The 25,741-nt window shown below is 32.2% G+C and carries 25 protein-coding genes; 11 read left to right on the top strand and 14 right to left on the bottom strand.

Translation table 11 applies throughout. The features are described 5' to 3' along the window. Positions 1-403 precede the first annotated feature (403 nt). The 5 genes from AACQ14_RS08840 to trpS all read right to left on the bottom strand — a co-directional run bounded on the left by AACQ14_RS08840 (position 404) and on the right by trpS (position 5,265). Entirely contained in the window at positions 404-1,573 is a 1,170-nt protein-coding gene (locus AACQ14_RS08840; RefSeq protein WP_339363218.1) for a glycosyltransferase family 4 protein, read from the bottom strand. Between the two features lie 30 nt (positions 1,574-1,603). Next, a complete protein-coding gene (locus AACQ14_RS08835) occupies positions 1,604-2,617 on the bottom strand; it encodes a CotS family spore coat protein (protein WP_339363217.1) in 1,014 nt (337 codons plus the stop codon). A gap of 25 nt (positions 2,618-2,642) precedes the next feature. After that, a complete protein-coding gene (locus AACQ14_RS08830) occupies positions 2,643-3,668 on the bottom strand; it encodes a CotS family spore coat protein (protein WP_339363216.1) in 1,026 nt (341 codons plus the stop codon). Positions 3,669-3,739: 71 nt separating this feature from the next. After that, positions 3,740-4,054 (bottom strand): hypothetical protein, encoded by a 315-nt coding sequence (locus AACQ14_RS08825; protein ID WP_339363215.1) that lies wholly within the window; start codon positions 4,052-4,054, stop codon positions 3,740-3,742. 197 nt (positions 4,055-4,251) lie between these two features. Further along, positions 4,252-5,265 (bottom strand): tryptophan--tRNA ligase, encoded by a 1,014-nt coding sequence (gene trpS, locus AACQ14_RS08820; RefSeq protein ID WP_339363214.1) that lies wholly within the window; start codon positions 5,263-5,265, stop codon positions 4,252-4,254. Positions 5,266-5,463: 198 nt separating this feature from the next. Here trpS and AACQ14_RS08815 point away from each other — a divergent pair, with 198 nt between their 5' ends. From AACQ14_RS08815 to queC, 9 genes are all read left to right on the top strand, one after another. After that, entirely contained in the window at positions 5,464-5,640 is a 177-nt protein-coding gene (locus AACQ14_RS08815) for a hypothetical protein (RefSeq protein WP_339363213.1), read from the top strand. A 63-nt stretch (positions 5,641-5,703) separates the two neighbouring features. Then, positions 5,704-5,883: a hypothetical protein gene (locus tag AACQ14_RS08810; RefSeq protein ID WP_339363212.1), complete on the top strand. Its 180-nt coding sequence runs from the start codon at positions 5,704-5,706 to the stop codon at positions 5,881-5,883. A 347-nt stretch (positions 5,884-6,230) separates the two neighbouring features. Then, positions 6,231-6,977, top strand: a complete 747-nt coding sequence (locus AACQ14_RS08805; RefSeq protein ID WP_339363211.1) for an ion channel — start codon at positions 6,231-6,233, stop codon at positions 6,975-6,977. A gap of 254 nt (positions 6,978-7,231) precedes the next feature. After that, positions 7,232-8,236 carry a 2-hydroxyacyl-CoA dehydratase family protein gene (locus AACQ14_RS08800; RefSeq protein ID WP_339363210.1) on the top strand — a complete coding sequence of 335 codons (1,005 nt, stop codon included), beginning with the start codon at positions 7,232-7,234 and terminating at the stop codon, positions 8,234-8,236. Continuing rightward, positions 8,233-8,991, top strand: a complete 759-nt coding sequence (locus AACQ14_RS08795; protein ID WP_339363209.1) for an acyl-CoA dehydratase activase — start codon at positions 8,233-8,235, stop codon at positions 8,989-8,991. The genes AACQ14_RS08800 and AACQ14_RS08795 overlap by 4 nt, the downstream gene beginning before the upstream one ends. Next, complete coding sequence (gene queD / locus AACQ14_RS08790) at positions 8,972-9,448, top strand: 6-carboxytetrahydropterin synthase QueD (RefSeq protein WP_339363208.1); 477 nt, start codon at positions 8,972-8,974, stop codon at positions 9,446-9,448. The genes AACQ14_RS08795 and queD overlap by 20 nt, the downstream gene beginning before the upstream one ends. 3 nt (positions 9,449-9,451) lie before the next feature. Next, entirely contained in the window at positions 9,452-10,120 is a 669-nt protein-coding gene (gene queE, locus AACQ14_RS08785) for a putative 7-carboxy-7-deazaguanine synthase QueE (RefSeq protein WP_339363207.1), read from the top strand. Between the two features lie 5 nt (positions 10,121-10,125). Further along, the gene (folE, locus tag AACQ14_RS08780) at positions 10,126-10,713 is read left to right on the top strand and encodes a GTP cyclohydrolase I FolE (protein WP_339363206.1); all 588 of its coding nucleotides are present in this window, start codon (positions 10,126-10,128) and stop codon (positions 10,711-10,713) included. A 23-nt stretch (positions 10,714-10,736) separates the two neighbouring features. Then, positions 10,737-11,393 (top strand): 7-cyano-7-deazaguanine synthase QueC, encoded by a 657-nt coding sequence (gene queC, locus AACQ14_RS08775; RefSeq protein ID WP_339363205.1) that lies wholly within the window; start codon positions 10,737-10,739, stop codon positions 11,391-11,393. Between the two features lie 127 nt (positions 11,394-11,520). Here the strand turns inward: queC and AACQ14_RS08770 are convergent, their stop codons facing one another. From AACQ14_RS08770 to AACQ14_RS08760, 3 genes are all read right to left on the bottom strand, one after another. Beyond that, positions 11,521-12,258, bottom strand: a complete 738-nt coding sequence (locus AACQ14_RS08770) for a tryptophan-rich sensory protein (protein WP_339363204.1) — start codon at positions 12,256-12,258, stop codon at positions 11,521-11,523. 87 nt (positions 12,259-12,345) lie between these two features. After that, on the bottom strand, positions 12,346-13,002 hold the full coding sequence (locus tag AACQ14_RS08765) for a TraX family protein (protein ID WP_339363203.1): 657 nt from the start codon (positions 13,000-13,002) through the stop codon (positions 12,346-12,348). Positions 13,003-13,164: 162 nt separating this feature from the next. Further along, positions 13,165-16,047: an endo-beta-N-acetylglucosaminidase gene (locus tag AACQ14_RS08760; RefSeq protein WP_339363202.1), complete on the bottom strand. Its 2,883-nt coding sequence runs from the start codon at positions 16,045-16,047 to the stop codon at positions 13,165-13,167. A gap of 505 nt (positions 16,048-16,552) precedes the next feature. Between AACQ14_RS08760 and pepT the strand changes: the two genes are divergently transcribed. Together pepT and AACQ14_RS08750 are read left to right on the top strand one after the other, a co-directional pair. Beyond that, a complete protein-coding gene (pepT, locus tag AACQ14_RS08755) occupies positions 16,553-17,776 on the top strand; it encodes a peptidase T (RefSeq protein ID WP_339363201.1) in 1,224 nt (407 codons plus the stop codon). Positions 17,777-17,924: 148 nt separating this feature from the next. Continuing rightward, a complete protein-coding gene (locus tag AACQ14_RS08750; protein ID WP_339363200.1) occupies positions 17,925-18,581 on the top strand; it encodes a transglycosylase domain-containing protein in 657 nt (218 codons plus the stop codon). Positions 18,582-18,746: 165 nt separating this feature from the next. Here AACQ14_RS08750 and AACQ14_RS08745 read toward each other — a convergent pair whose 3' ends face one another. From AACQ14_RS08745 to AACQ14_RS08720, 6 genes are all read right to left on the bottom strand, one after another. Beyond that, positions 18,747-19,295 (bottom strand): GNAT family N-acetyltransferase, encoded by a 549-nt coding sequence (locus AACQ14_RS08745; protein WP_339363199.1) that lies wholly within the window; start codon positions 19,293-19,295, stop codon positions 18,747-18,749. A 50-nt stretch (positions 19,296-19,345) separates the two neighbouring features. Next, positions 19,346-20,890: a beta-N-acetylhexosaminidase gene (nagZ, locus tag AACQ14_RS08740; RefSeq protein ID WP_339363198.1), complete on the bottom strand. Its 1,545-nt coding sequence runs from the start codon at positions 20,888-20,890 to the stop codon at positions 19,346-19,348. A 37-nt stretch (positions 20,891-20,927) separates the two neighbouring features. Next, positions 20,928-21,833 (bottom strand): N-acetylmuramic acid 6-phosphate etherase, encoded by a 906-nt coding sequence (gene murQ / locus AACQ14_RS08735; protein ID WP_339363197.1) that lies wholly within the window; start codon positions 21,831-21,833, stop codon positions 20,928-20,930. A 15-nt stretch (positions 21,834-21,848) separates the two neighbouring features. Further along, on the bottom strand, positions 21,849-22,718 hold the full coding sequence (locus AACQ14_RS08730) for a carbohydrate ABC transporter permease (protein ID WP_339363196.1): 870 nt from the start codon (positions 22,716-22,718) through the stop codon (positions 21,849-21,851). Positions 22,719-22,728: 10 nt separating this feature from the next. Further along, positions 22,729-23,685: an ABC transporter permease gene (locus tag AACQ14_RS08725; RefSeq protein ID WP_339363195.1), complete on the bottom strand. Its 957-nt coding sequence runs from the start codon at positions 23,683-23,685 to the stop codon at positions 22,729-22,731. Between the two features lie 70 nt (positions 23,686-23,755). Beyond that, positions 23,756-25,360, bottom strand: a complete 1,605-nt coding sequence (locus tag AACQ14_RS08720; RefSeq protein ID WP_339363194.1) for an extracellular solute-binding protein — start codon at positions 25,358-25,360, stop codon at positions 23,756-23,758. Between the last annotated feature and the right edge of the window lie 381 nt (positions 25,361-25,741).

Here is a 25,741-nt window from a genome sequence, read left to right as displayed (position 1 = left end):
ACTGTTGTGTTTTTAAGTAGACAACGGTTGTATGTTTGAACCATATACAGTGATAATCACTTTGGTTACGTTTGTTGCTTTTTATCTGATTGAATGGGTGGCAACAAGCCGTAAAAGGCGTTCTTATCACTGTATATGGTTCTGGTATGTACTACCACTCTTATGTTAGATATACACCGTGTTAAGTATATGTATTTTAGGGTTTATTGGGGAAAGGGTTTTATCTTATTATTAATAGAGAATTGCTAGAGGGTCATAAATTATTTAGTACAGTATATTGAACTTATTGGGATGGGTGTAGATATTTAAATTTAGTATATATAGTAATGTTGAATTAAATCTTAGTTATATAAGAGATTAATTCAACATTTCTGATTTACTTATAATTATTTAAATATTTATTTTACCGTTTGATATTGTGGTGTTTTTTTACTTTGTTGAAGAGGGATAGTAATTGTCCTGCTACTCTTTGGAAGGTATAGTTTTCTTCGGCGTCTTTGCGTGCTTTTTTGCCCATTGCTTTTGCTTGGTCTTCGTGGTCTAGTAGGTAGTTTATTTTTTCGGCCATGGCGATTGGATTGTCGTAATCGTCTAGTACTATGCCGTTGACATTTTGTTCGAATAGTTCGGAGTTACCGCCACGATTGGTTGTTATTATTGGTAAGCCTGCTGCCATACCTTCGTAGTGAATTCTGGCTAGAGGTTCTCTCCATTGGGATGCGCATACGAAAATGTCTGCTATGTTGTATAATTTTGGTACTTCGTCAGGTGTTAGGAATCCGGTGAATATGACTGGTCCTTTTAATTCGTTTGCTTTTCCGTGTAGCATTGAAGTGAATTCATCTATTTCGTCGCTTCCATACCATTTACTTCCAACTAGGACTAATGCAGTTTTTGTATGAGACTCCATTACAATTTTCATGGCTTCCATTACGATTTGTTGACCTTTTTTTGGGCTTAGTCTGCTAACGCATATTACTACTTTGTGGTCTTCTATATTGTATTTTTTTAAGAGTTCTTTTTTGTTTTCTGTTGCTTTTTTAGAGCCTACAGGGTGATAGATATTAATGTCGGCTGCTGAATAGACTGGGAATACTTTTCCTTTTGCAGATGGGTACATATTAATAACTTCGTTTCCTATGAATTTACTTACTGTTGTTATGAATTCTACTTTATCTATGCACTCTTTTGCTTGGGGTGGGTTAATTTTTTTAGGTAACATCATTTCATTATGGAGACTTAAACTAAAATAAGTATTAGGTGCTACTCCGCTTAATTGCCTTACCCAGCGTGGTCTATTGAATACATGTATCAAATCTAATTTATCATGAATAGAACTTATCTTATTTTCAACTTCTTTTATATACTCGGACTTTGTTCTTCCCTTTACACGGATAAAAGTTACATTTCCCACTTTTTCATGTTCTGGTAAGCCGCCTTTTAATACTGTAAAAACAGTTATATGGTGTTCTATTGATATTATGGGTAGTATATTATCTATATATATCTGTATAGCTCCTCCTAATACTGGAGGAACAGGAAGTTTCTCTGTACATATAAATGCAATATTCATTAAATAATCCTCCTTATGGACTAATTCTGCTTAAATCTTCCATTGATTTAAAACTGCTAACTTTTCTTTTTCCAATTTTGCTATTTTAGCTATTTTTCCTGGATTGACCTGTTTATTTTTTGAGAATATATTTTTTATTGTTCCAAAAAACCAGTGGGGAAACATTAAGTCTATTTTTAGAGCTTCTTTTTCTTCTATAGTCAATTTATTGGTTTTTTCATAATGGTTAAGTATTAGATTAATATCGTCTATATCCCATCTGCCTCTTTTTTCAGCTCGTTTGCCAATTATTTTTCTCAAATCTCTAGCAGGCAAATCGTATGTTACACCATCCAGGTCAATGACAAATATGCCTTTTTCTGATAAGATAGCATTTCCTGAGCCATAGTCTTGATGACATAATGAGGACTCATGCAAATCAATGGTAGTTATTTTTTCATAAGAGGATTGTTCTAATGCCATAATGGCTTTATCGCATAAGTTAATTATGTCATCTATACATTCAAGATAGACTTTATACGCTCCATTAATTCTATTGGTCAAAGCTATATCTTTCCATTTCAACATTCTTTTTTTCATGGAATTGTACTGTTCTGTCCATCTACCTAGTTTAGAGGATATTTTTGCACCTTCAGGAGCTATATATCCTTTTGATATTGAGTGAAAAGCTCCTAATCCTTCTATTCCATCATTAAAATCGTTAGTTCTTGTGAAATTAAGGTCTCTTCCTTCTATCCATTCATATAGTACAAATAGTTGTCCCATGTACTCAGTAATATATTCACCTTGACTATTTGGATAAACGTTTGGTACTTTTCCACCTTTCTCATATATATGCCTTTGAGCATTAACGGAGAACGTAATTTTCTCCTTGGTATGACGGAATCTTTTTAGACACATTTTTTGGTTTTTATTAGTAAATTTCCATAGGGTTTTTAATCCTTCATTCTGAATGATTGATATGTCATCTGGTCTAATATTATATTGATTTAGTACATTAGAAAATATATCCTTAAGTTCAATAGTAGTGTTATTTGTTTTCAATTTTCAACACCAACCCTTTCGCATATTATAGTGAAGCGATTATTTGTTCAAAATTATCTATAATATATTCTTTTGAATTTTCTATGTCGATGATATTCTTTAGCTTACTTACATATTTACTTTCTGACCATGATGCTTCTCTTTTTTGATAATATTTACTCATTATACCTGCAAATAGATGTGGATACATTACTGTGGATTTTAGAACCTGCCATTGCCAATGCTCTAAGTGATTAACTTCTTGGTACCATTTCAAAATATCTATAGTAAGTTTCAAGTCCCAGCTGCCACGTTTTTTCATGATTTTATTGAGGAATTTTCTAATATCTTTTGTTGGTACTTCAATAGCTAATGAATCTGGATCTAGAACATAAATCTTTCCTTTATCTGTCATTATTAAATTTCCATCAATGAAATCTTGATGAACCAAGCATGTTGTTTTTTGTATTTCAGCTACCCATCTGTTATATAATGACATATTATCTTTATTTAAGGCAGTTTCCATTTTCTTATGGAAGTTAGGAAATTCTTTTAGTATCATATTCCCGAATTCGCTATGTGTACTTTTGTTTTTTTCTTGTTCATAATACTCATTCAGTTTATTCATTTTCTTACTGGATTTATCATACCAAGTTCCTAGAAGAACATTGGGTTTACAATCACAAGGTGGTTGAAATCCCATAGATGCAGCATGGAATTTAGCTAATTCTTTTATTACTTTTTCTAGTCCTTCAGTTGTCTTAGAACTAGGTGCTTTGCCTGGAATTGCTTCATTCAATAGATAATTGGCACCATCTGCTTCAATAAATTTTTCGCCTTTTTTTGATTCAATGATTTTTGGCATATTGATTCCTCTACTGCATAGATATTCTATGGCAGCAATAATAAAATTCAATCTTTCTTTTGGTATGGAATTCTTTTTAAGTATCTTGTATCCTGTTGGGGTTTGAATCCACCAAACACCTTTTTTTACTTTGTAATTTTCATTTTTTATGTTTAGTACCTCTATATTATAGTTATCTAAGACTTTGGATAAATCTTCAGATGGCATGTTTTCTCTCCTTTTTAATCATTTTTAAAAACAAAACCCTCAGTTTTTGAGGGTTTTAGCTATTTTTCATCTTAGAGATAATAGTGTTTAGTGTTCTTGTTTGGTATGAATTCCTCGTCGTCATCGTCGTCGTCGTCATCTTCCTCTTCATCTTCTTCGTCTGGAATATCTGGCTCTTCACCCCAAGAGATCTTGATTCCAACACATCCGTACTCATAATCTTCGTCATATTCAAATTTCATTTTGAATTCTAATTCTTCTCTACTTGGAATAAAAACATCCTGTCCTTCTAACTGAAGTTCTCCTCTAAAAAGTTTTGGTAGATTGGCATTAAGAAATTGGATACACTCTTTTTTAGTACCTATATAGGATTCCTTACATTTCAAAAGTATTATTCCTCCTTATTAGAACAATTAAACATGCATGTTAGCAACTAATTATCCTAAATATTTTTTATGAACTATTAATACATTATATGTTATTAAAAAAAATGTGTTCTAATTTAAGATAAATAGAAAAGAGGAATAATAAAATTTTCTTACAAAATAAAAGAGCCTGTCTAAGGGACAGACCCATAAATAATTTATCTGATTCTTACTGGAAAACCAACTTTCTTTTGAACTTTTCTAAGAGTTTTTGTTGCCAAGTAATTAGCTGTTTCTCCATTTTTTTTGATTATACTGTCTAGGTAATCTTTGTTCTTTTGTAGATCCTTGAATCTTTCTTGAATAGGTCTAAGTTCTTCTACAACAGCTTCTCCAACTATTCGTTTCAAATCACCATAGCCTTTACCTTGGAATTCATTCATACAAGATTCAATGGAATCGCCTGTAATACTTGAATATATATCAATAAGATTCTTTACTCCAGGCTTATCTTCTGAATAAGTAACTTCTCTATCGGAGTCTGTTACTGCTCTTTTGATTTTGTTTTTGACAACATTCAAATCGTCTAATAGAGAAATATAACCATTTGGATTTTCGTCTGATTTGGACATTTTCTTAGTTGGTTCTTGTAAACTCATTATCTTAGCACCGACTTTACCAATATAAGGTTCTGGAACAGTGAATACATCTCCATAGATGTTATTGAATCTACTTGCAATTTCTCTAGTAATTTCAAGATGTTGTTTTTGGTCATGTCCAACAGGAACTAGATCCGATTGGAATAATAAAATGTCTGCTGCCATTAATACTGGATAAGTAAAAAGACCTGCATTGATGTTATTACCATGTTTTGCTGATTTTTCTTTGAACTGTGTCATTCTGTTCAACTCACCCATATATGTAAAACAGCTAAGAATCCATGAAAGTTCAGCATGTCCAGAAACATGTGATTGATAATACATAATATTCTTTTCAGGATCAAGTCCTGCTGCTATATATATTGTTAATAAATCTCTTGCTCGCTTTCTTAGTAGAGCGGGATCTTGTCTAACTGTAATTGAATGCATATCAACAACACAAAATAGGCAGTTATAATCATCTTGTAATCTCGTCCAATTCTTAATGGCTCCTAAATAATTACCTAATGTTATAACACCAGTAGGTTGAATACCACTAAAAATAACTTTTTTCTTTTCAGCCTGTGCACTCATACATGTCACCCTTCCTTTATCTATAATTTTTTTTATGTTTTTAAAAACATTTAATTTATCGTATTACGTGTTAGTTTAGCATATAATAAATTTTTATTCAAGGTATCACCAAGTATAATTTATCAAAAATTACACATAATAGATTATATTAGTTCTGCTAATAAATTTATATAATTTTTTAGTATCTGGAGGGATATTATGATAAGTTTTTCTAACACTAGACAAGTATGTAGATATCCAAAATCGTCTATAATACATCTGCCAGTTAGTGAATATATCTTTAACGTTTATAGTCCTTTTGGTTACACAAATGATTTTATTGAAAGTCTGGATTCAACTAAATCATATTCAAAAAAAAGAAAAGTAGGCAGGTAAAATGTTGGAAAAGAGTACCTATTAATGGTTAATTCAGCATTTATATTGAAAGGAGAAATTATTATGGATAGTATGATGAATTTTTGTGAAACTGCTAAACAATGCAGCTCTTATAATCCAAGACAGAATGTACAATCATTATCAAATTCAACTGTAGAAAGCACATCTTGTCTTAATTGTACTAATTGGGAAAATAGTCATTGTAAATTAGATTTATATGATCAAATAAATCATACTGAGTAACATATATAAGTGAGTGGTTGACAGTCGTTCCAATAGTATAGGGGAATATTCCGTCAGCTGATTAAACGTCCGTGTTCTTATAAATAATAATGGACATCGAGTCCAATATTATTTACTGACAGTCCAGTAGGGCTGTCAGATTAACAGCTGAATTCGCCGTCCGTGGCTCACTGCTCCATATTCCCCTATACTATTTACACTCGGTGTAGACATCATATGTTATATGTTTTCATATATGTTTACAATTATGTTCATATATGTCTCATGAGGTTTTGTGATAAAAATATTTTTAATGGGGGTGTTTAATTAATGACAGCCTCATATCTGATGATACATAATTTTATTTGATGGTAGGAAAGGTAGTTTTTATGAAGTTGAATTTTACAAGAAGCAGTGTTGTTTTTATGATTGTTGCTTTTTTCTTGTTATTTATGTTTGTGGTTTTGGAGAGTCTTGATAGTAAGGCGGTTATTATAATTTTTTTATCGCTTTTTATGCTTTTTATAAGTACTAAGTGTTTTTATATAGGGTGTTTTGTTAATATTGTACTGCTTATATATCTGCCTTTTATGCTTATACAGAATAATCATATTTTGCTTAATAAAAATGAAACTTTTACTCTTATTTTTATATTGTGTGCGATTTTTTTGACGTCTATTTTTGATTTTTTGATACTTGCTTATCATATTAATAATAGTGATAAGAATTGTAATTTTTATATTACTTCGTTTTTTAATAGACCTTTTTTGAAGATATTGTGTATTTTCTTTTTGTATTTGTCTTTGCTTTTTTCGGTTATTGATTCCTTTGCGCTTTTATATACCCATTTGAGTAATATATTTAATGAGGGTATAATTGGTAAGGATGAGATATTTAGTCATCTTGATGCTCTTTATTTTAGTACGACTACTTTTTTTACTATTGGGTTTGGTGATATAAGACCGTCGGAGTATTCGGAGATAACTAAGAGGTTAGTTATTATTCAAGCTATTATAAGTCATATAATCACTACTGTTCTATGGCCTGTTGCAATAATTTTTGTATTTGGTAAGAGTACTAAGAAAATATTCAGTAAAGATAAGAATATAAAGTAACTTTTTGTGAATTTATCGGAATCTTTGATATTTTTGTGCTTATAACAGAGTTTTACTATTGTATATCGTAAATAGGTGTGATATACTTGAAGCAATTTCATAAGACAGTTCGTAACCATCCTGTCTATAAAAAAAACTAGGACTTATTAAAACTATCGTCTTATAAAGGTTCAATATAAATAGAGATAGTTTTTTGTTTTAGGGTGGTTTGCACCCTTTTTTAGTGTCCTTTTTTAATGAAGGAGGATAATATATTGAAGAAAATTGGTTTGACTACTACGGTTCCCGTGGAAGTTCTTGTTGCAGCTGGATATAGACCTGTAGACTTGAATAATCTTTTTATAACGTCTGATGATTATTCCAAGTATATAGAAATAGCTGAGAGAGATGGATTTCCCAAAAGTCTGTGTGCTTGGATAAAGGGTATATACGGGGCTTGTGTAGAGAATGGCATAAAAGAGATTGTTGGAGTCATTGAAGGTGATTGTTCTAATACAAAAGCATTAAATGAAGTATTGGAGTTAAAAGGGATTAGGGTATATCCTTTTTCATTTCCTCGGAGTCATAGGAAAGAAGATGTTGAGGTTGAAATCAAGAAATTCATGGATATCTTTCATGTGAGTTATGAAGAGGTTGAAGTAGTAAGGAAAAGATTGAATAGAATCAGAAGACTCGCTGGGGAATTGGATAGATTGACTTATGCCCATGACAAGGTTAGTGGTTTTGAAAATCATTTGTATCAAGTTAGTTTGAGTGATTTTAATGGTGATGCTGATAAATATGAAGTTGAATTAAAGGCATTTATTTTGAAAGTGAAAAAAAGAGATGACAATTGTAAAAAAGTCAGGCTGGGATATATAGGAGTCCCACCTATGACTATTGACATATATGATTTTGTAGAGAGATTTGATGCTTCTTTTGTTTATAATGAGGTTCAAAGAGAGTTTGCTTTTCCTAGATGTGAGAATGCTTCCAATATATATGAGCAATATTATGATTATACATATCCATATGATGTGAATTTTAGAATCGAAGAGATAAAGAAACAGATTAAAGATAGGCGGATTGATGGGATAGTTCATTATACTCAAGCATTTTGCTATAGGGCAGTAGAGAATATTGTTCTAAAAGAAAAGCTTAATGTTCCCATCATAAATATTGAAGGAGATAAAATAAATAGCTTGGATGCAAGAACTAAGCTTAGGTTAGAAGCTTTTCTTGATATGTTAGGTGATCTTAAGGAGGTATCATGTGTATGAGAACCTTGGGAATTGATCTAGGCAGCAGGGAAGTTAAGATTGCAGTTATGGAAGATGGTAGGATAGTTAAAAAATCAAAGGTAAGTACAATGACATTTTATAGAGAGTACTGTAGTTTTGATGGTAAAATTTTAGTTGATTTGAGTAAGCTTGAAATAAATAAGATAGATAAAGCTGTATCAACGGGATATGGCAGAAACAATACTGACCTAAGAATGTTCAAAGCTATAAATGAGATAAAAGCCCATGTTTATGGTGGGATTTATCAAACAGGATTGAAGGATTTTATACTATTAGATATAGGCGGTCAGGATGTAAAAGTAGTTAGAGTTGAAAAAGGGTTAATTACGGATTTGGACCTTAATGAGAAATGTGCTGCTTCCTGTGGCAGGTATCTGGAAAATATGGCAAATGTTCTAGAAATATCACTTAACTCAATGAGTGATTATTATAATAATCCTGTTGAATTAAACTCCACATGTGCCGTATTTTCTGAATCTGAATTGATTGGGAAGATAGCTGAAGGAATAGATATAAAAAGACTTTGTGCAGGAGTCAATTATTCTTTATATAAAAGGTTAAAACCACTTATGAGTAATTTTAAAGGAAAAAATTTGATTGTAACTGGTGGCGTTGCGACTAATAAGGCTGTAAAACATTATCTTGAAAAAGATTATGAGAACATTATTTCAGTGGATGAACCTCAATTCAATGGTGCTATAGGCTGCTGTTATTATGGAGACAGTTTTTTGTAGAATAGAAAGATATGGAGGAATTGATATGTATATTTTAAAGACTGAGCATAGCTTTGACAGTGCTCACTTTCTTGCAAATTATGAGGGAAAGTGCAGTAATATTCATGGACATAGATGGAAGGTAGAAATTGAGATACAATCAGAAACATTGAACATAGGTGGTCAACTTGATGGTATGGTCATAGATTTTGGTGATTTCAAGAAGGATGTAAAAGAAATGGTAGATTCTTTCGACCATGCTTTGATAATACAAAAAACAACTATGAGAGGACAAACTCTAGAGTGTTTATTAGAAGATGAATTTAGGATTATACAAGTTGATTTTAGACCTACAGCAGAGAATTTTTCAGAACATTTCTTTCATGAGATGGAAAATAAGGGGTATAACGTAAGAAGAGCTGTTGTATATGAAACTCCAGCTAATAGTGCTGTATATGAAAAAAGTGAGGCGAGATAGATTTTGGAATACAAAGTTGTTGAAAGATTTGTCAGCATAAATGGAGAAGGACGTTTGGCTGGGCAATTAGCAGTTTTTATAAGATTTGCAGGGTGTAATCTAAATTGTAGTTATTGTGATACCCAATGGGCAAATAAGGGCCTTGTGACATATGAATCAATGAATGTAGAAAGTATATATGAATACATAAAATCAACAGGAGTCAGGAATGTGACACTGACAGGAGGAGAACCATTACTTAGGGATGGTATCTCAGATTTGTTAAAGCTTCTATCAGAAGACCATGAACTCTTCGTTGAAATAGAAACAAATGGAAGTATTAATTTGAAAAAGTTTTCTGCCATAAGTAGAAATACAATCAGTTTTACAATGGATTATAAGTTACCTACAAGTAATATGGAATCTGAGATGAACCTTGATAACTTCAGTTATCTAACTAAGAATGATACAGTTAAGTTTGTATCAGGAAGTATGGAAGACTTGGAAAAAGCCAAATTCATAATCTATAAATACGATTTGATTAAGAAAACAAACGTATACATAAGTCCAGTGTTTGGTCAAATAGATATGAAGGATATAGTGCAATTTATGATGGATAATCATATGAACGGTGTTACTCTTCAGGTTCAATTACACAAGGTTATATGGGAACCAGAGAAAAGAGGTGTCTAATTAGTATGAATATCCATAAAGCAGAAATAGAAAAACATATAAGAGATATTTTAATAGCATTAGGAGAAAATCCTGACCGTGAAGGTCTTAAGGATACACCTACCCGTGTAGCCAATATGTATGAAGAAGTGTTTCAAGGGATACGTTATACCAATGATGATATTGCAGATATGTTCAATAAGACCTTTGAAGATGATTTATATGTAGAACAAGAAAATAAGGACATAGTGCTTATGAAGGATATTGATATATTCAGTCATTGTGAGCATCACTTGGCATTGATGTATAACATGAAAGTAGCTGTAGCATATATACCTAATAAGAAAATCATAGGACTTAGTAAAATTGCAAGAATAGCTGATATGGTAGGCAGAAGATTACAACTTCAAGAAAGAATAGGTACGGATATTGCAGAGATAATGCAAAAAATAACAGAATCTGAAGATGTAGCAGTTATTATTGAAGGTGAACACGGATGTATGACTACAAGAGGAATTAAAAAGACTGATGTCAAAACAGTAACAACAACGTTAAGAGGAAAATTCAAGACTGATATCCTTTTGAACAATAGATTAATGATGATGTATAAATAAAATATTGAATGGAGTGTAAAATCATGAACAAAGAAAAAGCAGTAGTAGTATTTAGCGGCGGACAAGACAGTACAACTTGTTTATTCTGGGCAAAAAAGAAATTCAAAGAAGTTATAGCTGTATCTTTTGATTATAATCAAAAACATATATTAGAATTAGAGTGTGCAAAAGACATATGTAAGAAATATGAGATAGAACATCATACTCTAGACCTTGGCCTATTGAATCAGCTGGCTCCAAATTCATTGACTAGAACAGATATAGAAGTAGATAAAGAATCACCAGATGAAGGTGTTCCAAATTCATTTGTAGACGGCAGAAACATGTTGTTCTTAACATTTGTAGCTGTATTCGCCAAGCAACGAGGAATAAGCAACATTGTTACAGGAGTATCAGAAAGTGATTTCAGCGGCTATCCAGATTGTAGAGATGTATTCATAAAATCAATAAATGTAACTCTGAATCTAGCTATGGATTACCAATTTGAAATCTATACACCTCTAATGTGGATAAATAAAGCGCAAACTTGGAAAATGGCAAATGATTTAGGTGTACTTGATGTAGTAAAAGAAGAAACACTAACGTGTTATAACGGAATAAAAGGTAATGGATGTGGGGATTGTCCTGCTTGTAAATTACGAAAAAATGGATATTTGGAATTCAAAAAGCTATATAAATAAAGTAGAATAGTAAAATTCATATGCTTGAATTAGCTTAATTATATGATTCAAGCATATGACTATCTTAAAAAAAATATTTCATAGTATGATAATGATTGGTGATGTTTTATTAACTTCAAGTCTATTATTATTTTTTCCTTACATTGCATATTATTTGAATGATTATCACTATTACAGCAGCAATAATAGTAATGCTGATAGGAGTGTTACTTCCCCAATGTCTGACTAGTATTCCAATCAATGCCCAAGCTGCAGTCAATAAATAGACCAAGTCATCATTTTTGATTGAAACATATAATGAAAGAATCAATGCAAAAACTAGTACAATTACTGTCCATACAGTTTCCGATAACCCTAAACCATTCCAGCCAGTAGCTTTTAGAACAACTGAAACGTTGGCTATTGCAGCTATGGATATCCAAGCTAGGTAGATGCTAAAAGGTATTCTGACGAACTTGTTATCACCATTCTTAACACAGTTCTTATTTACTCTATTGTAGATTTTGATTAGTGTAAATAGAAGTAATATCATTATAATTAGGGATAACCATAATTTCTCATAATGCCATGCAAATAACCACAACGCATTTAATATGCTTGATATAAAGAAAGTGATGCCTATTGAATCAATACAGGCATTTTGTTTTTGTTTTGGCAATAATCCATAGATGACAAATCCTAGTAATAATATGTAGATGAGCCCCCATATCATAAATGTATAGGGTGCTGGCGTGAATAAGGAATTGATGTTACTGGATATTTCTCCTGTTGTTTTACCGTTAAGAGGTAAAGCCACAGCAAGAATATTGACCACTACCATGATTACATATCCAATAGCATTAAGTATTCTATTCCTCTTTTCCATATATCCTCGTCCTTCATTTATTATTTATTACTATATATGTCTTATATTCAATTTTAATGCAATAAATCTTGTTTTATTTTTTAAGCTTTATAATACATATCTCAATAAACCAAGAATCAATAGATGACCTGGATAAAATACATAGAATAAATATTTGATGTTAGGACCTTTTTTACCATTATAGAAATATATAAATATCAAAGCTATGGGTGAAAATACCTGCAAATTGATACTTTCATATTCAAAATATAGAATACCTAAGAATACTAATGTTAATAGAATATAGCTTAATGCCTGCTTATAGAAATCACCCTTAAAAGCATAGAATGCAAATATAACCATTACCCCTAACATTCCATAATCCGTATCAAGCAAATGAGCTATTATTCCTATCAATAATACTGGTAAGAAGCCAAAGTTTTTATAGTGGTCATATACAAATACAGCAAGTAATCCAAAGAAAAGTGTAAAAAACACATTCAATCCACTGCCAAAATCAATTATGTTTCCATCAAATGCTAAGTTAAAAGGTATTTCAGATATCAACGCAAATGCAAACAATCTGATTAAGTATTTCTTAACGTTATGGGTATGAAGATATCCTTCAGCTATCAAAAAGGCAAAGATAGGAAATGCTATTCTTCCTATTATTCTCAAATAAATATATTGTGGAAAAAATACTGCTCCTAAGTGGTCTATTAACATTGTCAAACAAGCAATTATCTTCAGGTTGGTTGAATTCATTGTTTTTCCTATCTCCTTACATTATTTTCTTAAGTACTATCTATTAATATATCTTTTATTTAGTATTATTGCAACAAATAATTGGTAATAATAAAGCATTTACTCGTTAATCTACCACAAGTAAATGCTTTATATAAAATTTAGTATAATTAAATTTTTAGATTAGTTACCAAATGGAACTATAACAGACTCTGAAAAGTTTCCAGCATAATCTTCTAGAATTATCTCAATCTCACCAGAAGTACCTTCGACTCTTAGATTTGTTAAATCATCTACACCTCTTATAGCATATTGTGCTCCATTTTTAAATGTAATAGTTCTACCATTTTGTTTAGCATATAAGTGCCACCAATCTTTTGATGTAGGTCCTGTGAGTTCCACTCTGCCATAATTATATATAGCATTTCCTTCATATAAATCAGAGTATGTATCTATAAACTGTCCTGAATAATCTGTATAGCTTATAATATTTCCATTATTATCTAGTACTGATAACCTTAAAGTGTATCTGCTGCCATCTGTTACAGGTACAGTTATTGTTCCTTGACTTGTATTGTCATTAAATGTTTCAATATAACTACTGTCATTATTACTGTAATTCAAAGCAACCTCTGCTTTAACCATTTTACTTGCGTTAGGATTATTCCAAGAAACATCAAGATAACCGTCAGCTTCAACTACTTCTATATTACTTATAGCTTTCGAAAAATCTCTTTCTATTACTGCCCCATGACTCTCAACACCATCTGTACCTACAGCGGTCAGTTTAATTGTTACTATACCAGTAGGATTATATAATGATTTCATGTAATATTTATCATCATAGGTTCCTCCTAAGTATACTTCTTTCCCATCGCTGTATTTTGCATATACATTATATTTTTGTACCTTACTATAATCATCTAAATCCCAAGAAATATACATTTCAGATGAATCAAAAGCTCTATCTATCTTTAATCCTGTTGGAGCATCAAGTTTTTCACATGTTGAATCTGTAATTTTGATCTCTCCAATATTCATTTGATATCCTTGAACTTGTCCATTAATAGGTTCAAATGATAAGCCAAAAGCTGCTATTTGCCTTCCTCTGTATTCTTGTAGATTTAATGTTTTAGTTTTCCATTGATTAGTTTGAGTTCCTGATGAAGGAATTTCAATATATTCTACTGTTTCTGGAGCATCTTTAAAGATTAGTCCTAAGCTCATCTTTGATTCATCACTTGCAGAAGGCTTATAAAATGTAACATATGCTTTTGAATCTTTTGATACATCAAGGTCTGTTTTGTATAAACGCAAGAAATTATTTGATTCTAGATCGCCTTTTACAACAAGAGAACTTCCCCCGTTATATCCACCTATTTGGTCTAATTCAAAGGCTGAATTGTATTTGTTACCATAGTCAAAATCAACTCTTAATGTTTTTCCATCTTCATCACTTGAACTAATCCACCATTGCCATGTTGGCAAAATATCTTGGATATTAATGTTAGCCCATTCATTATCATTAGAAACTTCACCATTAACAAAATATTGTAATCCATGTCCAGTATTAAAGTTAGTGTAGAAATTACCACCATTAATTACGGAACGTTCCGATATAAATGCCGCTAACCCTGGCCATGATTGATAGCTTTTACCTTCTAAATCACTTCCAGCATTAGGTGTTGCTCTATCAGGATTATTAGCTGTTAGATACGGATTAGTTGTTGCATCTAATATATTTCTTAATAATTCTTCTCGTTCTTCCTCTGTATAATCTGTTGTTGGATGACTTGCATAACCACTATTATTACTATAATAAGGCTGGTCCATTGAGCCTGACCACCAAGTTCTCTCTCTAGCGAATATGTATTTTTGATACTCTGAATCACTTCGCCTGTTTTCATTGTATGAATTATTTCCTGTATGTCCAAAAGCTTGTTCATCAAGTCCACTCCATACCATTTCTGTACCTAAGTGAGCTATAGCTGTTCGTGGAACAAGATTTTCATCTAGAGTATTATATATTGAACCTCTTCTGCCTGAAAAACCTGTTTGTCCTGCTTCCAATGTATTAAAAACAGTTTCTCTTTGGTCAAGACCTAGAGATTCCATTATTGATACTGAACCATCAACCATTGATTTACTTGGATCAGGATTCATATATAATGAATTAGCTGCTTGGTCTCTGTCAGGATGTTTAACCCAGTTACTGAATTCAGTTGCATCTTTATTATAATAATTAATACTACCCCATGATCTCTCATTAAATTGTCCATATAAATTAGAAGCATATACTTGAACATATATACCTTGAGAAGTCATAGCTGCTATAAATTCCTCATATAGAGGCATATAAGAAGAAGGTAATTTCTCTTCAGCATTAACAAAATACCCATCAAACCCATAATACTTACAAATCTCAACTAACTTATCAGCTAAAGGAAATCTTCCATTTTCATCCTTATAAACAAAATCTTCGGTATGTTCTGCTCTTGGGAAGAATATACATCCTAATGTCATAACACCGTTTTTATGAGCTGCATTAGTGTATGCAGGATTAGGAAGATTCAATACACCAAATTCATATTTACGCTCCCACCATGGTGCATCTGGAACAAATAAGCTGTCAGGTGCTGGCTCTGTTACCATTCCATGCCACGCCGCATGATAATCTAAGTACTGCCAGAAATTCAATACATTCTGAGCAAACTTATCATTATACTGGTAAGAGTTAAAGAAGTCATTACCATAATCACCTGCTAGAGTTAAACTCTTAACGTTTTGATCTAGCATTGGATTAGCTTGAGTGGCTTGGAAAGATTCATTACGTTGTCTAAGTGGTACTTTTGCACGCATAAAATCATAATATTCATCTTGTTCAGGTGTCCAATCCAAGATATCCTGTTTACAATATCCATGTATAGAAGGTTGATTATCACCTTTGTACCCTTGTTCCCCCTCTCTAGGCGGCATTGTATCACCACCTGCAAATACATCTGTTAACATAGTCACTGTCAACATTGATACCATCAGCAAAACTGACAAAATCTTTTGTTTCTTCATACTCATTCTCCTTTGTTTAATATATTTTTAAATTTTCATGTTATAGAAAACTTAAATTTGATAAAAAAACCCTTTAACATATTAATCAAATTTTAACAATGTATTTTAATATATTATAACAAAATATAAGTTATTATGTCAAAAGTTTTATATATTAAATTATTATATATCTTATGAAATATCAACATCAAATACATTCTCAAAGGCTTATGTTTTCGATATTTACGTATAAAAATGTTAATAAATATTGTATAAAATAAATTTATTAACATTTTTTCAACCACTAAATGTTAAAAATCAAATTTAACTTTACTTAACATTTGATAAACGCTCTTAATATTATGTTTACATTAGAACCAATATACTAGTACAAATCGTAAATTTTGTACTTGATAAATACTGGAAAGTGACGTAAACTTATAATTATTAGTAGTAAGGAACTTATTAACTATATAAGCAGAATATATATAATAAGTTTTATTATGTAAATGGAAGGAGAACCAACATGAATGTATGTGAAAAATTTCTAAAGTATGTAAAGGTAGAAACTACTTCAAATGAAGAATCCGAGACTTGCCCAAGTACTGCTGTTCAACTTGATCTTGCTAAAATACTAGTTGAAGAATTAAACATTCTAGGACTTGAAGATATATCACTTGATGACAATGGTTACATCATGGCTACACTAAAAGCAAACACTGATAAAGATATTCCATCCATCGGATTTATTTCCCATATGGATACATCACCAGATATTAGCGGTAAAGATGTTAAACCACGTATTATCGAGAACTATAAGGGTGAAGACATAGTGCTTAATGAAACTCTTAATGTAGTTTTATCCACTAAGGAGTATCCATCACTTCTTAATTATAAAGGAAAAGATCTAATCGTTACAGATGGTACAACTCTTCTAGGTGCAGATGATAAAGCGGGTATTGCTGAAATAATGTCAGCAATAGAATACCTAATTAATCATCCAGAAATTAAACATGGTACTATAAAAGTAGCATTCACACCTGATGAAGAAATAGGAAGGGGTACTGATAAATTCGACGCTGAAAAATTCGGTACTGATTTTGCTTATACTGTTGATGGCGGAGAGATAGGAGAGCTTGAATACGAAAACTTCAACGCTGCTAATGCTTGGTTGACAATCAACGGTAACAATATTCATCCAGGTTCAGCTAAAAACAAAATGCTTAGTGCTATGGAAATAGCCTTTGAATTCGATGGTATGTTACCTCCTAACGAAAGGCCACAATTTACTGAGGGTTATGAAGGATTCTACCATTTAGTAAGAATGGCTGGTAATGTTGAACAAGTAAAAATGATGTACCTTCTAAGAGATCATGACAAAGAATTATATTATAACAAAAAAGATTATTTCACTAATGTTGTCAACTATCTTAACCTAAAATACGGAGACAAAACTGTTGAATGCGATTTGCGAGATATGTATTTCAACATGAAAGAAAAACTAGAACCAGTGATGCACATTGTTGAAACAGCTACAGAAGCAATGAAAGCTGTTGGTGTTGAACCAATTATAGTACCTATACGTGGTGGTACTGACGGTTCAAGATTATCATACATGGGAATACCTTGCCCAAATCTATTTACAGGCGGACATAATTTCCATGGTAAATACGAATACATTTGTATACAATCAATGCATAAAGCCGTAGAAACTATAGTAAAGATCGTAGAATTATACGCACAAAAATAATTAACTAGCCTAGCTTAATACTCATCCTTACAAAAATGTAAGTTACCTCTTTATTTTGTAATCTATGTGAATGGAATAATTAGTCCAAGTAGAATACAATGGTAGTATAAGCTGATAAAGAGCTAATTACTAACGGGAGGTAACTAATATGAAAAATTTCTTAAAAAAGTTATTAGGGATATTTGGGATATTGTTCCTAATGGTATTAACATATAGTCAATTCTATAATCCAAGCAACGAGAATTATACTTTGGATCATAGTTTGAAAACTCAGATTTCTAGTAAAACATCTAATTATGTGGAACTTGATAAATTACCTAAAAATCTAATTCATGCAACAATTGCAATGGAAGATAAAAGATTCTATCGACATAGTGGTTTTGATATTCTAGCAATAATGAGAGCCGCAATAATGGATATAAAAGAAGGTAGATTCGTACAAGGCGGCAGTACAATAACACAACAGCTAGCCAAAAACCTTTTTCTCAGCAGGCAGAAATCACTAACTAGAAAATTTCATGAAATCATTATTGCAACCAAACTTGAACGGATGTTTACAAAAGAAGACATATTAGAAATGTACTTGAATATCATTTACTACGGTGCAGGCGCTAATGGAGTAAATGATGCATCCAATGTATTTTTCTCCAAAAATGTGAGTAACCTCACTCTAGAGGAATGTGCCATGTTGGCTGGTTTACCCCAAGCCCCTAGTAGATATAACCCTGTAGAACATCTAGAAACAGCAAAGAAAAGACAAAAAATAGTTATGAGTGTTATGTTAAAAAATGGATATATAAGATAAAGTATTAAGCAAAAAAACAGACAACGGTTGTATATTGAAATCATATATAGTGATAATCACTCTCGTTACATTTGTTGTCCTTATCTGTTTTAAAGGAATGACAACAAGCTGTAAAAATCGTTCTTATCACTATATATGATTTTCTCTATATTTACCACTCTTAAGTCAGTTAAAAAATATGGCTTTAGCCTTTAAAAGGGGATTACATCCCCCTTTTGAATTATTCTCTTTTTTCTCGATTCCTGCTAAGAAATGTTCATAGACACTATACTCTTTTGAACTGTCTATAAGAACTGCATTAACACATTTCTCGTAGAATTTTGCTGGTCCTATTCCTCCGATTATAGCATATATATAGCCTTCATCTTTCATAGCATTGAGCGAACGTAATAATAATGCTTTCCCTATCCCTTTACCACGATATTCTTCTGATACTCTAGTAGGTCCAAAAAAATCAGGTGCTGTAGCATTATAACAAGCATATCCAATTATTTCACTACCTTTTGCCGCAATAAAACATGATATTGGATTATTAGAAAAACATACATCGCATTCCCCTGCTGCATTGATACTGGAATGCTCTTTTACCCATTCTACAATACGATATTTATCAGGAGCCAAGGCTCGAAAGATTTTGATATCCTCTTTTTCGAGACGCTCCAATTCATCATAATAACCTTCAATATGTAATAAATTAACTAACATATCTGCCATAATAAAAACCTCATTTCTGTATTATTGCTTTTACTCAACTTACATTTTGATTACATCTTAACTGGTAAAATACCATGTAATTCATAAGTTCCTTCAAACAATTCAGCCAATGCTTTTAAGCTGTTAAGTGTATATTCATAAGCAGCAATGCCATAAACACTATCTGGTAGATTCCTTAAATCATAAGGATTTCTTAACGCTGTAACTATTACATTGGTATTATTGACAGCTGCTTTTTGAATTAATTCCAGCTGTCCTTTATATAGATGACCATTGTAAGTACCTACTATAACAGAACTATATGATTTTGCTTCTTTTAATATATCCTCAATTTCTTCTTCATCAGGATCAGGCGACATGATAATCCCCTGTCCGCCAAATCGTTCTATCATGAAATCAGAAAAACTTAGAGTGTAGTCGTTTTTGTTGGATACATTAGTTGCTCTGAAGGGTAAACTTCCAATAAATAGAGGTTTGTCTCCAAGTTCTGGTAGGTTCTTAGTTGGCATTTGTACTGGAGTTATAGTCTCTTTTAACATTTTATAAGCATATTCTTTTTCATAGTCCTCATCAAATGCAATCTCTTCCACCTTATCAGCAAACTTTTCTTTCCATGAGAATATCTTTTCAAGTGATTCGTCCATTTCTTCAATAGAAAGCTCTCCATGTTGGAAAGCATCAACAAGAGCATCTGATGCTTCTCGTGCAAATCTAGCTGTATGTGAAATACAAATCAAGTCAACACCTGCATTCATAGCCTGCTTGATACCTTCTACAGTACCATAATTCTTCTGGATGGCTTTCATTTCCATGCAATCACTGATAACTAATCCCTTGAATCCTATTTTATCCTTCAACAATCCTCTAACAATTTTCCTAGACATGGTAGCTGGTAGATTATCAGTCTCAATCTTAGGGAATAAAATATGAGCTGTCATAATAGCTGGAATACCTTCTTTTATCATTCGTTTGAAAGGTATCAACTCACACTTTTCAATCTCTTCCAAGGTCTTATTAATCTTTGGTAATCCAAGATGAGAATCAACGTTGGTATCACCATGTCCTGGGAAGTGTTTAGCTGATGCCATTACTCCACCATCCAACAGACCTTTCGTCATAGATGATGCATACTCTGCCACTTTCTCAGGATTATCACCATAGCTTCTAACTCCTATTACAGGATTATCCATGTTTGAATTAATATCACCTACAGGAGCTAGGTTAAAATTGATTCCTAGCTTCTTTAATTGTTTTCCTGTAATCTTTCCTGCTTGATATGCATACTCCACATTGTTTGTAGCTGCTATTGCCATTGCACCGGGGATATTGACATTATCATCTTGTAACCTTGTTACCATTCCGCCTTCTTGGTCTATTGCAATGAATCCGCCTCTTCCAGTATTTTTTCTGATTAGACTTTGCAAATCTTCACACATTTTTTTTAACTGAGGACCACTTTCTATGTTATTTTTGAACAGTATAATGTTAGAAACTTTGTAATCTTCAATCAATTCAATAATCTCATCATTTATTTTTGTACCTGAAAAGCCAACAACTAGACGTTGCCCAATCTTTTCACGTAGTGTTAAATTCATAATTTTAGTCTCCTTTTCAAATACAGATATATAATCATTATAGTGCATATGCCTCTATGACACGTGATATATGTCCATCAGCCTCCACTAAAGCTTTTTCTGCCTTATCTACAACCATGTTGCACTTAATCATGACAATTGCAGTTTTGGCAGAGTATCCACATCTTTCCAAGACTTCTTTAGCCTCACAATCATCTACTCCTGTTGCACTTCTTACTATGGATACAGTACGTTCAAATAACTTTTCATTACTTGCCTTTACATCTACCATTAAGTTGCCATATACTTTTCCTAGTTTTATCATGACAGATGTACTCAACATGTTTAGAACCATTTTTTGAGCTGTACCACTTTTTAATCTAGTTGACCCTGTTATTACCTCAGCTCCTGGTAATGGAACAATAGCAACATCACTAATCTCGTTCAATCTTGACCCTTTGGAACAAGTCAGACTTATTGTCTTAGCACCAATACTGTTGGCATAGTCTACAGCACCTAATACATATGGTGTTCTTCCACTTGCAGCAATACCGACTAATACATCTTTATCAGTAAAACCTAAAGAACATAAATCATCCACTCCAAGCTGAAAGTTATCTTCCGCTCCTTCTACTGCTTTTATAATAGCTCCCATACCTCCTGCTATTATCCCTTGTATCAGTTCAGGTTCTACTCCAAATGTAGGAGGGCATTCTACAGCATCCAAGATTCCTAGACGACCTGAAGTTCCACAACCACAATAAATCAATCTTCCTCCATTAGCAATCTTCTCATATATGATATCAACTGCTTCTGCAATATCAGGTAACACTTTTTCCACTGCACCAGCAACTTTTTTATCTTCATCATTCATCAACTGTAATACTTCTATAGTTGTTAATATATCTATGTTTTTTGTGCGTTCATTTTTCTGTTCTGTTTCTATATCGCTTAGTTTTACCATTGTCTTTCACCTCTTTTAACCTTTTACAGAGCCCACTGTAAGCCCTTTAACAAAATATTTTTGTAAGAATGGATATAGAATTATTATTGGTAGTGTTGATGTAATAATAACTGCTGATTTAATTGAAATAGCAATGGTTGCCTTATCAGCTGAACCTGCTGCATCACCAAGCATTGAAGTTCCATTAACTATATTTCTCAAAAATAGCATTACTGGAAACTGATCTGTATTCAAATAAATTAATCCATTAAACCAATCATTCCAGAAGAATACTGCTGTATATAATCCAATGGTTGCCAATGCAGGCTTGGAAAGAGGTACAATAATCCTTCTTAAAATACCAAAATATCCTAGACCATCAATTAATGCAGCTTCTTCAATTTCATTAGGTATTGATTTGAAAAAGTTTATAAGTATAATCAAATTGAATTGATTGATTGCAAATGGAAGTAACATTGCAAAACGTGTTCCTGTCAATCTAAGGCTTGATATAAGTAGATAGTTAGGAATTAAACCACCTGAGAAAAACATTGAGAACACAACTAGTTTCATTGCAATTTTCTGTCCCTTCAAATGATGCTTTGATAAAGGATATGCAAATAGTGTTGTCATACATAATGAAATGAATGTTCCTACTACTGTATAGAAAATCGTATTTCCATATGCTTTAAAAAAGTTAGGATAAGAAAAAATCTGCTTATATGCTTCAAAATTCATTCCAACTGGAATAAATGATACTTCATTATTAATAATCGCTTTTGGTGCTGAAAGAGATACCGCAAGCATGTATAGGAAAGGTACTAAACATATTAGAAGCACAAAAATCATTACTACGTAGATTATTACATCAAATATGATATTACCTTTTGTACGATACGTTTTCATATAGACCCCCCTAGTAAATTCCATCACCGGTAATTTTCTTACTGATTGAATTTGATGATGATACCAATATTACGCCGATGATCCCGCTGAATAATCCAATAGCAGTCGCATAGGAATAATTCTGATTAGCAAGACCTGTTCGATAAACCAATGTGTCAATGATGTCACTTACCTGAGAATTGGAAGGTGTATACATCAATAATACTTTCTCGAATCCTAGACTCAACATACGTCCAACGTTTAGTATTAATAAAACCATGATTGTTGGCAGAATCGAAGGTATTGTCACATAGATTATCTGTTGTAATCTATTGGCACCGTCAATCTTAGCTGCCTCAAATAAATCTGCGCTGATACCTGTTATTGCTGCTAGATAGATAATTGCTGTCCATCCTGTAAACTGCCATGTGTCTGTCAATATGTACAACCATCTGAAATACTTCGCATCATTCATAAAATATATTGGTTCTATACCAAATGTGCTCTGTAAAAAGTTATTTATAAGCCCTGAACTAGGTGAAAGTAACTCTCCTAATATTGCTATAACTACTACAGTAGAAATAAATCTTGGCATATATGAAACTGTCTGTACTGTTTTCTTGAAACGTACATTTTTTACTTCATTCAATAGGATTGCAAATATAATAGGTATAGGGAAGTTAACAATTAAATTCCCAAGAGAAATGGTTAATGTATTACGGAATGCTCTCCAAAAAGCTGGGTCCTGCATAAACATCTTAAAATACTTGAAGCCTACCCACTTGACACCATATGATCCCATACCTGGTCTATAGCGTCTGAAAGCTAATATATTACCAAACATGGGAATATATTTGAATACAATAAAGTAGATCAATGGCAATACCATCATTGCATATAACTGCCAATAACGTCTTAAGTGTCTCTTGAAATCACTTTTCTGTAAGGATGCACTATCGTAAGAATTTTGTTTTTTGCGTCTAGCCATCTGCTGACCTCCTTGCTTTATAAAGGCCGCCCTCTAATCAAAATGAGGGAAGCCCTTATATGTTTAATGATTATTTTGCTAAGTTATCGTTATATATTTTGCAGAATTCTTCTATTTTCAATGCTTTCATTTCTTTTACGTAAGTATCCCAATCTTTTTCTACATCTTTTTTACCTGTGATAAATGCATCAGCCCAAACTTCAAATGTATCGAATAATGGAGTTTGTAATACACCAGCGTCTTCTGCTTTCATATCATCAAATAATGGTGTTGGAGGAATTGCTTGTATTACGTCTCCCATAGCTGCTACTTCTTTGTTGATACGAGCATAGTTCTCATCATATTTTGTCATTTCACGTTCGTTAACCCAAACCATTTGAGTTACATCTGATCCACAACCATATTTAACTTGAAGGCTCTTGTAGATTCCCTCTGGTGAGTTAACAAGTTCGTCTGCATATTTGATTTTTCCATTTTCTTCTGTATAAGTTTTACCTTCAACACCTAAGCACCAAAGTTTTGCTCCTTCTTCTGAGAAGAAAACTTCATCAATTGTTCTTACAACTCTTTCAAAATCATCACGTTTTGCAGTCTTAGCTGGAAATATGATTCCTGAGCCTGTACTACTCTTAGGCTGGTGATGAGCACCTGCTGTTCCTTCTAATGAAGGGTACATCTGTAATTTATAACCATCTATTTCAGTTGAACCTTCAAGTCCACCGATTTGATCATAGTATGCATATGTTGCCATTGCTTTTCCTGTAGCCATTTTTTGTGACCAAATATCTCCATTGATTGGATCTGCCATCTCTGGGTCAAGTAAACCTTCAGCGTATAGTTTTGCAAGATAGCTTATGTACTCTTTGTAACCTTCACTGATTGCTCCTGGGAAGTATTCTTCTTTGTCATAATCGAAGCTTAATGTATTAGTTCCTGATGAACCGTTTTTACCAAGACTTACACCATATGAAGGCATTGTCATACGATAAAGAACACGAGGTCCAGCTAAGATAGTAAGTGGATATGAATCAGGGTTCTTAGCTTTGTAAGCTTTTAAAATCTTATATAAGTCATCAAATGTCTTTGGTGCTTCAAGTCCTTCTGCTTCTAAGAAGTCTTCTCTTAAGATAAGACCACCATCATAGAATGGTACATCGTATAGACTTGGTAAGTAATAACGTTTTCCATCAGCTAATTTTAATTTATCAACTGTATCTTGTAATCCAAATGATTCAACACGTTTATTGAAGTTAGGTGTGAATTCTTTGTAATCACTGATTGGAACTATAGCACCATTAAGTGCAAGTGAAGCATTTTCACCTTTTGTTGATTGATATAAAATAACGTCCGGTGTATTAGTTCCTGTGTTTAATGCTAATGAAACTTTTGTCGCATAGTCAGCGATAGGAATTACTTCCCAATCAAATTCTACGTTGAACATTTCCTCTGCTGCTTTCACAGTTAACCAATCATTTTGGAAAGGAAGTGTTGCATTATCTGAATAATAGATTCTAATTTTTACTGGTTTTTCTTTTTCTTTATTATCTTGATCTTCTGTCTGCTGCTTAGATGAATCAACTACTTTTTTATCTTCTGCTGTATCTTTTTTTCCACAAGCAGTAAATAAAGCCATTACCATTGTTACCACCAATATGAGTGATAGAAATTTTTTCATAATAACATCCTCCTAATATTACATTTTAAATTTCATTTCAAAAAGATATAAGTCTCTGAAAAATTATTTCATGTTTTTTTAAAAAATCTTGTATCTTTTTTTCATACTAGTATACTAGCACTATTTTGCCATTAAGTCAATATCTTTTTTTCACATTTTTGTTAATTTCATTTGGGATATAATATCTTTTTTGTTTATACTGCACAACACTAAATTATCAAACCTATGGTAATTAGCTTATTATGCTACTTATGGGTGTATTGAAAGGGGTTTATATTATAGAAGGTAAGGAATTTTTAATTATGACATTTTATTGACACTATATTTGATTTGTACTATTATCTAAGGAAACAATATAAGAGCAATTTGGTAATATGTCAA

This window comes from Vallitalea maricola (genome assembly GCF_036985595.1).
Lineage (GTDB): Bacteria > Bacillota > Clostridia > Lachnospirales > Vallitaleaceae > Vallitalea > Vallitalea maricola.
This window is presented reverse-complemented; position numbering and strand designations above follow the sequence as displayed.

What these genes read in the sequence shown, in the direction of transcription:
- AACQ14_RS08840 (WP_339363218.1), bottom strand. Translation starts at nt 1,573, where the DNA reads ATGAATATTGCATTTATATGTACAGAGAAACTTCCTGTTCCTCCAGTA.
- AACQ14_RS08830 (WP_339363216.1), bottom strand. Translation starts at nt 3,668, where the DNA reads ATGCCATCTGAAGATTTATCCAAAGTCTTAGATAACTATAATATAGAG.
- trpS (WP_339363214.1), bottom strand. Translation starts at nt 5,265, where the DNA reads ATGAGTGCACAGGCTGAAAAGAAAAAAGTTATTTTTAGTGGTATTCAA.
- AACQ14_RS08815 (WP_339363213.1), top strand. Translation starts at nt 5,464, where the DNA reads ATGATAAGTTTTTCTAACACTAGACAAGTATGTAGATATCCAAAATCG.
- AACQ14_RS08810 (WP_339363212.1), top strand. Translation starts at nt 5,704, where the DNA reads ATGGATAGTATGATGAATTTTTGTGAAACTGCTAAACAATGCAGCTCT.
- AACQ14_RS08805 (WP_339363211.1), top strand. Translation starts at nt 6,231, where the DNA reads ATGGTAGGAAAGGTAGTTTTTATGAAGTTGAATTTTACAAGAAGCAGT.
- AACQ14_RS08795 (WP_339363209.1), top strand. Translation starts at nt 8,233, where the DNA reads ATGAGAACCTTGGGAATTGATCTAGGCAGCAGGGAAGTTAAGATTGCA.
- queD (WP_339363208.1), top strand. Translation starts at nt 8,972, where the DNA reads ATGGAGACAGTTTTTTGTAGAATAGAAAGATATGGAGGAATTGATATG.
- folE (WP_339363206.1), top strand. Translation starts at nt 10,126, where the DNA reads ATGAATATCCATAAAGCAGAAATAGAAAAACATATAAGAGATATTTTA.
- queC (WP_339363205.1), top strand. Translation starts at nt 10,737, where the DNA reads ATGAACAAAGAAAAAGCAGTAGTAGTATTTAGCGGCGGACAAGACAGT.
- AACQ14_RS08770 (WP_339363204.1), bottom strand. Translation starts at nt 12,258, where the DNA reads ATGGAAAAGAGGAATAGAATACTTAATGCTATTGGATATGTAATCATG.
- AACQ14_RS08765 (WP_339363203.1), bottom strand. Translation starts at nt 13,002, where the DNA reads ATGAATTCAACCAACCTGAAGATAATTGCTTGTTTGACAATGTTAATA.
- AACQ14_RS08760 (WP_339363202.1), bottom strand. Translation starts at nt 16,047, where the DNA reads ATGAAGAAACAAAAGATTTTGTCAGTTTTGCTGATGGTATCAATGTTG.
- pepT (WP_339363201.1), top strand. Translation starts at nt 16,553, where the DNA reads ATGAATGTATGTGAAAAATTTCTAAAGTATGTAAAGGTAGAAACTACT.
- AACQ14_RS08750 (WP_339363200.1), top strand. Translation starts at nt 17,925, where the DNA reads ATGAAAAATTTCTTAAAAAAGTTATTAGGGATATTTGGGATATTGTTC.
- AACQ14_RS08745 (WP_339363199.1), bottom strand. Translation starts at nt 19,295, where the DNA reads ATGGCAGATATGTTAGTTAATTTATTACATATTGAAGGTTATTATGAT.
- nagZ (WP_339363198.1), bottom strand. Translation starts at nt 20,890, where the DNA reads ATGAATTTAACACTACGTGAAAAGATTGGGCAACGTCTAGTTGTTGGC.
- murQ (WP_339363197.1), bottom strand. Translation starts at nt 21,833, where the DNA reads ATGGTAAAACTAAGCGATATAGAAACAGAACAGAAAAATGAACGCACA.
- AACQ14_RS08730 (WP_339363196.1), bottom strand. Translation starts at nt 22,718, where the DNA reads ATGAAAACGTATCGTACAAAAGGTAATATCATATTTGATGTAATAATC.
- AACQ14_RS08725 (WP_339363195.1), bottom strand. Translation starts at nt 23,685, where the DNA reads ATGGCTAGACGCAAAAAACAAAATTCTTACGATAGTGCATCCTTACAG.
- AACQ14_RS08720 (WP_339363194.1), bottom strand. Translation starts at nt 25,360, where the DNA reads ATGAAAAAATTTCTATCACTCATATTGGTGGTAACAATGGTAATGGCT.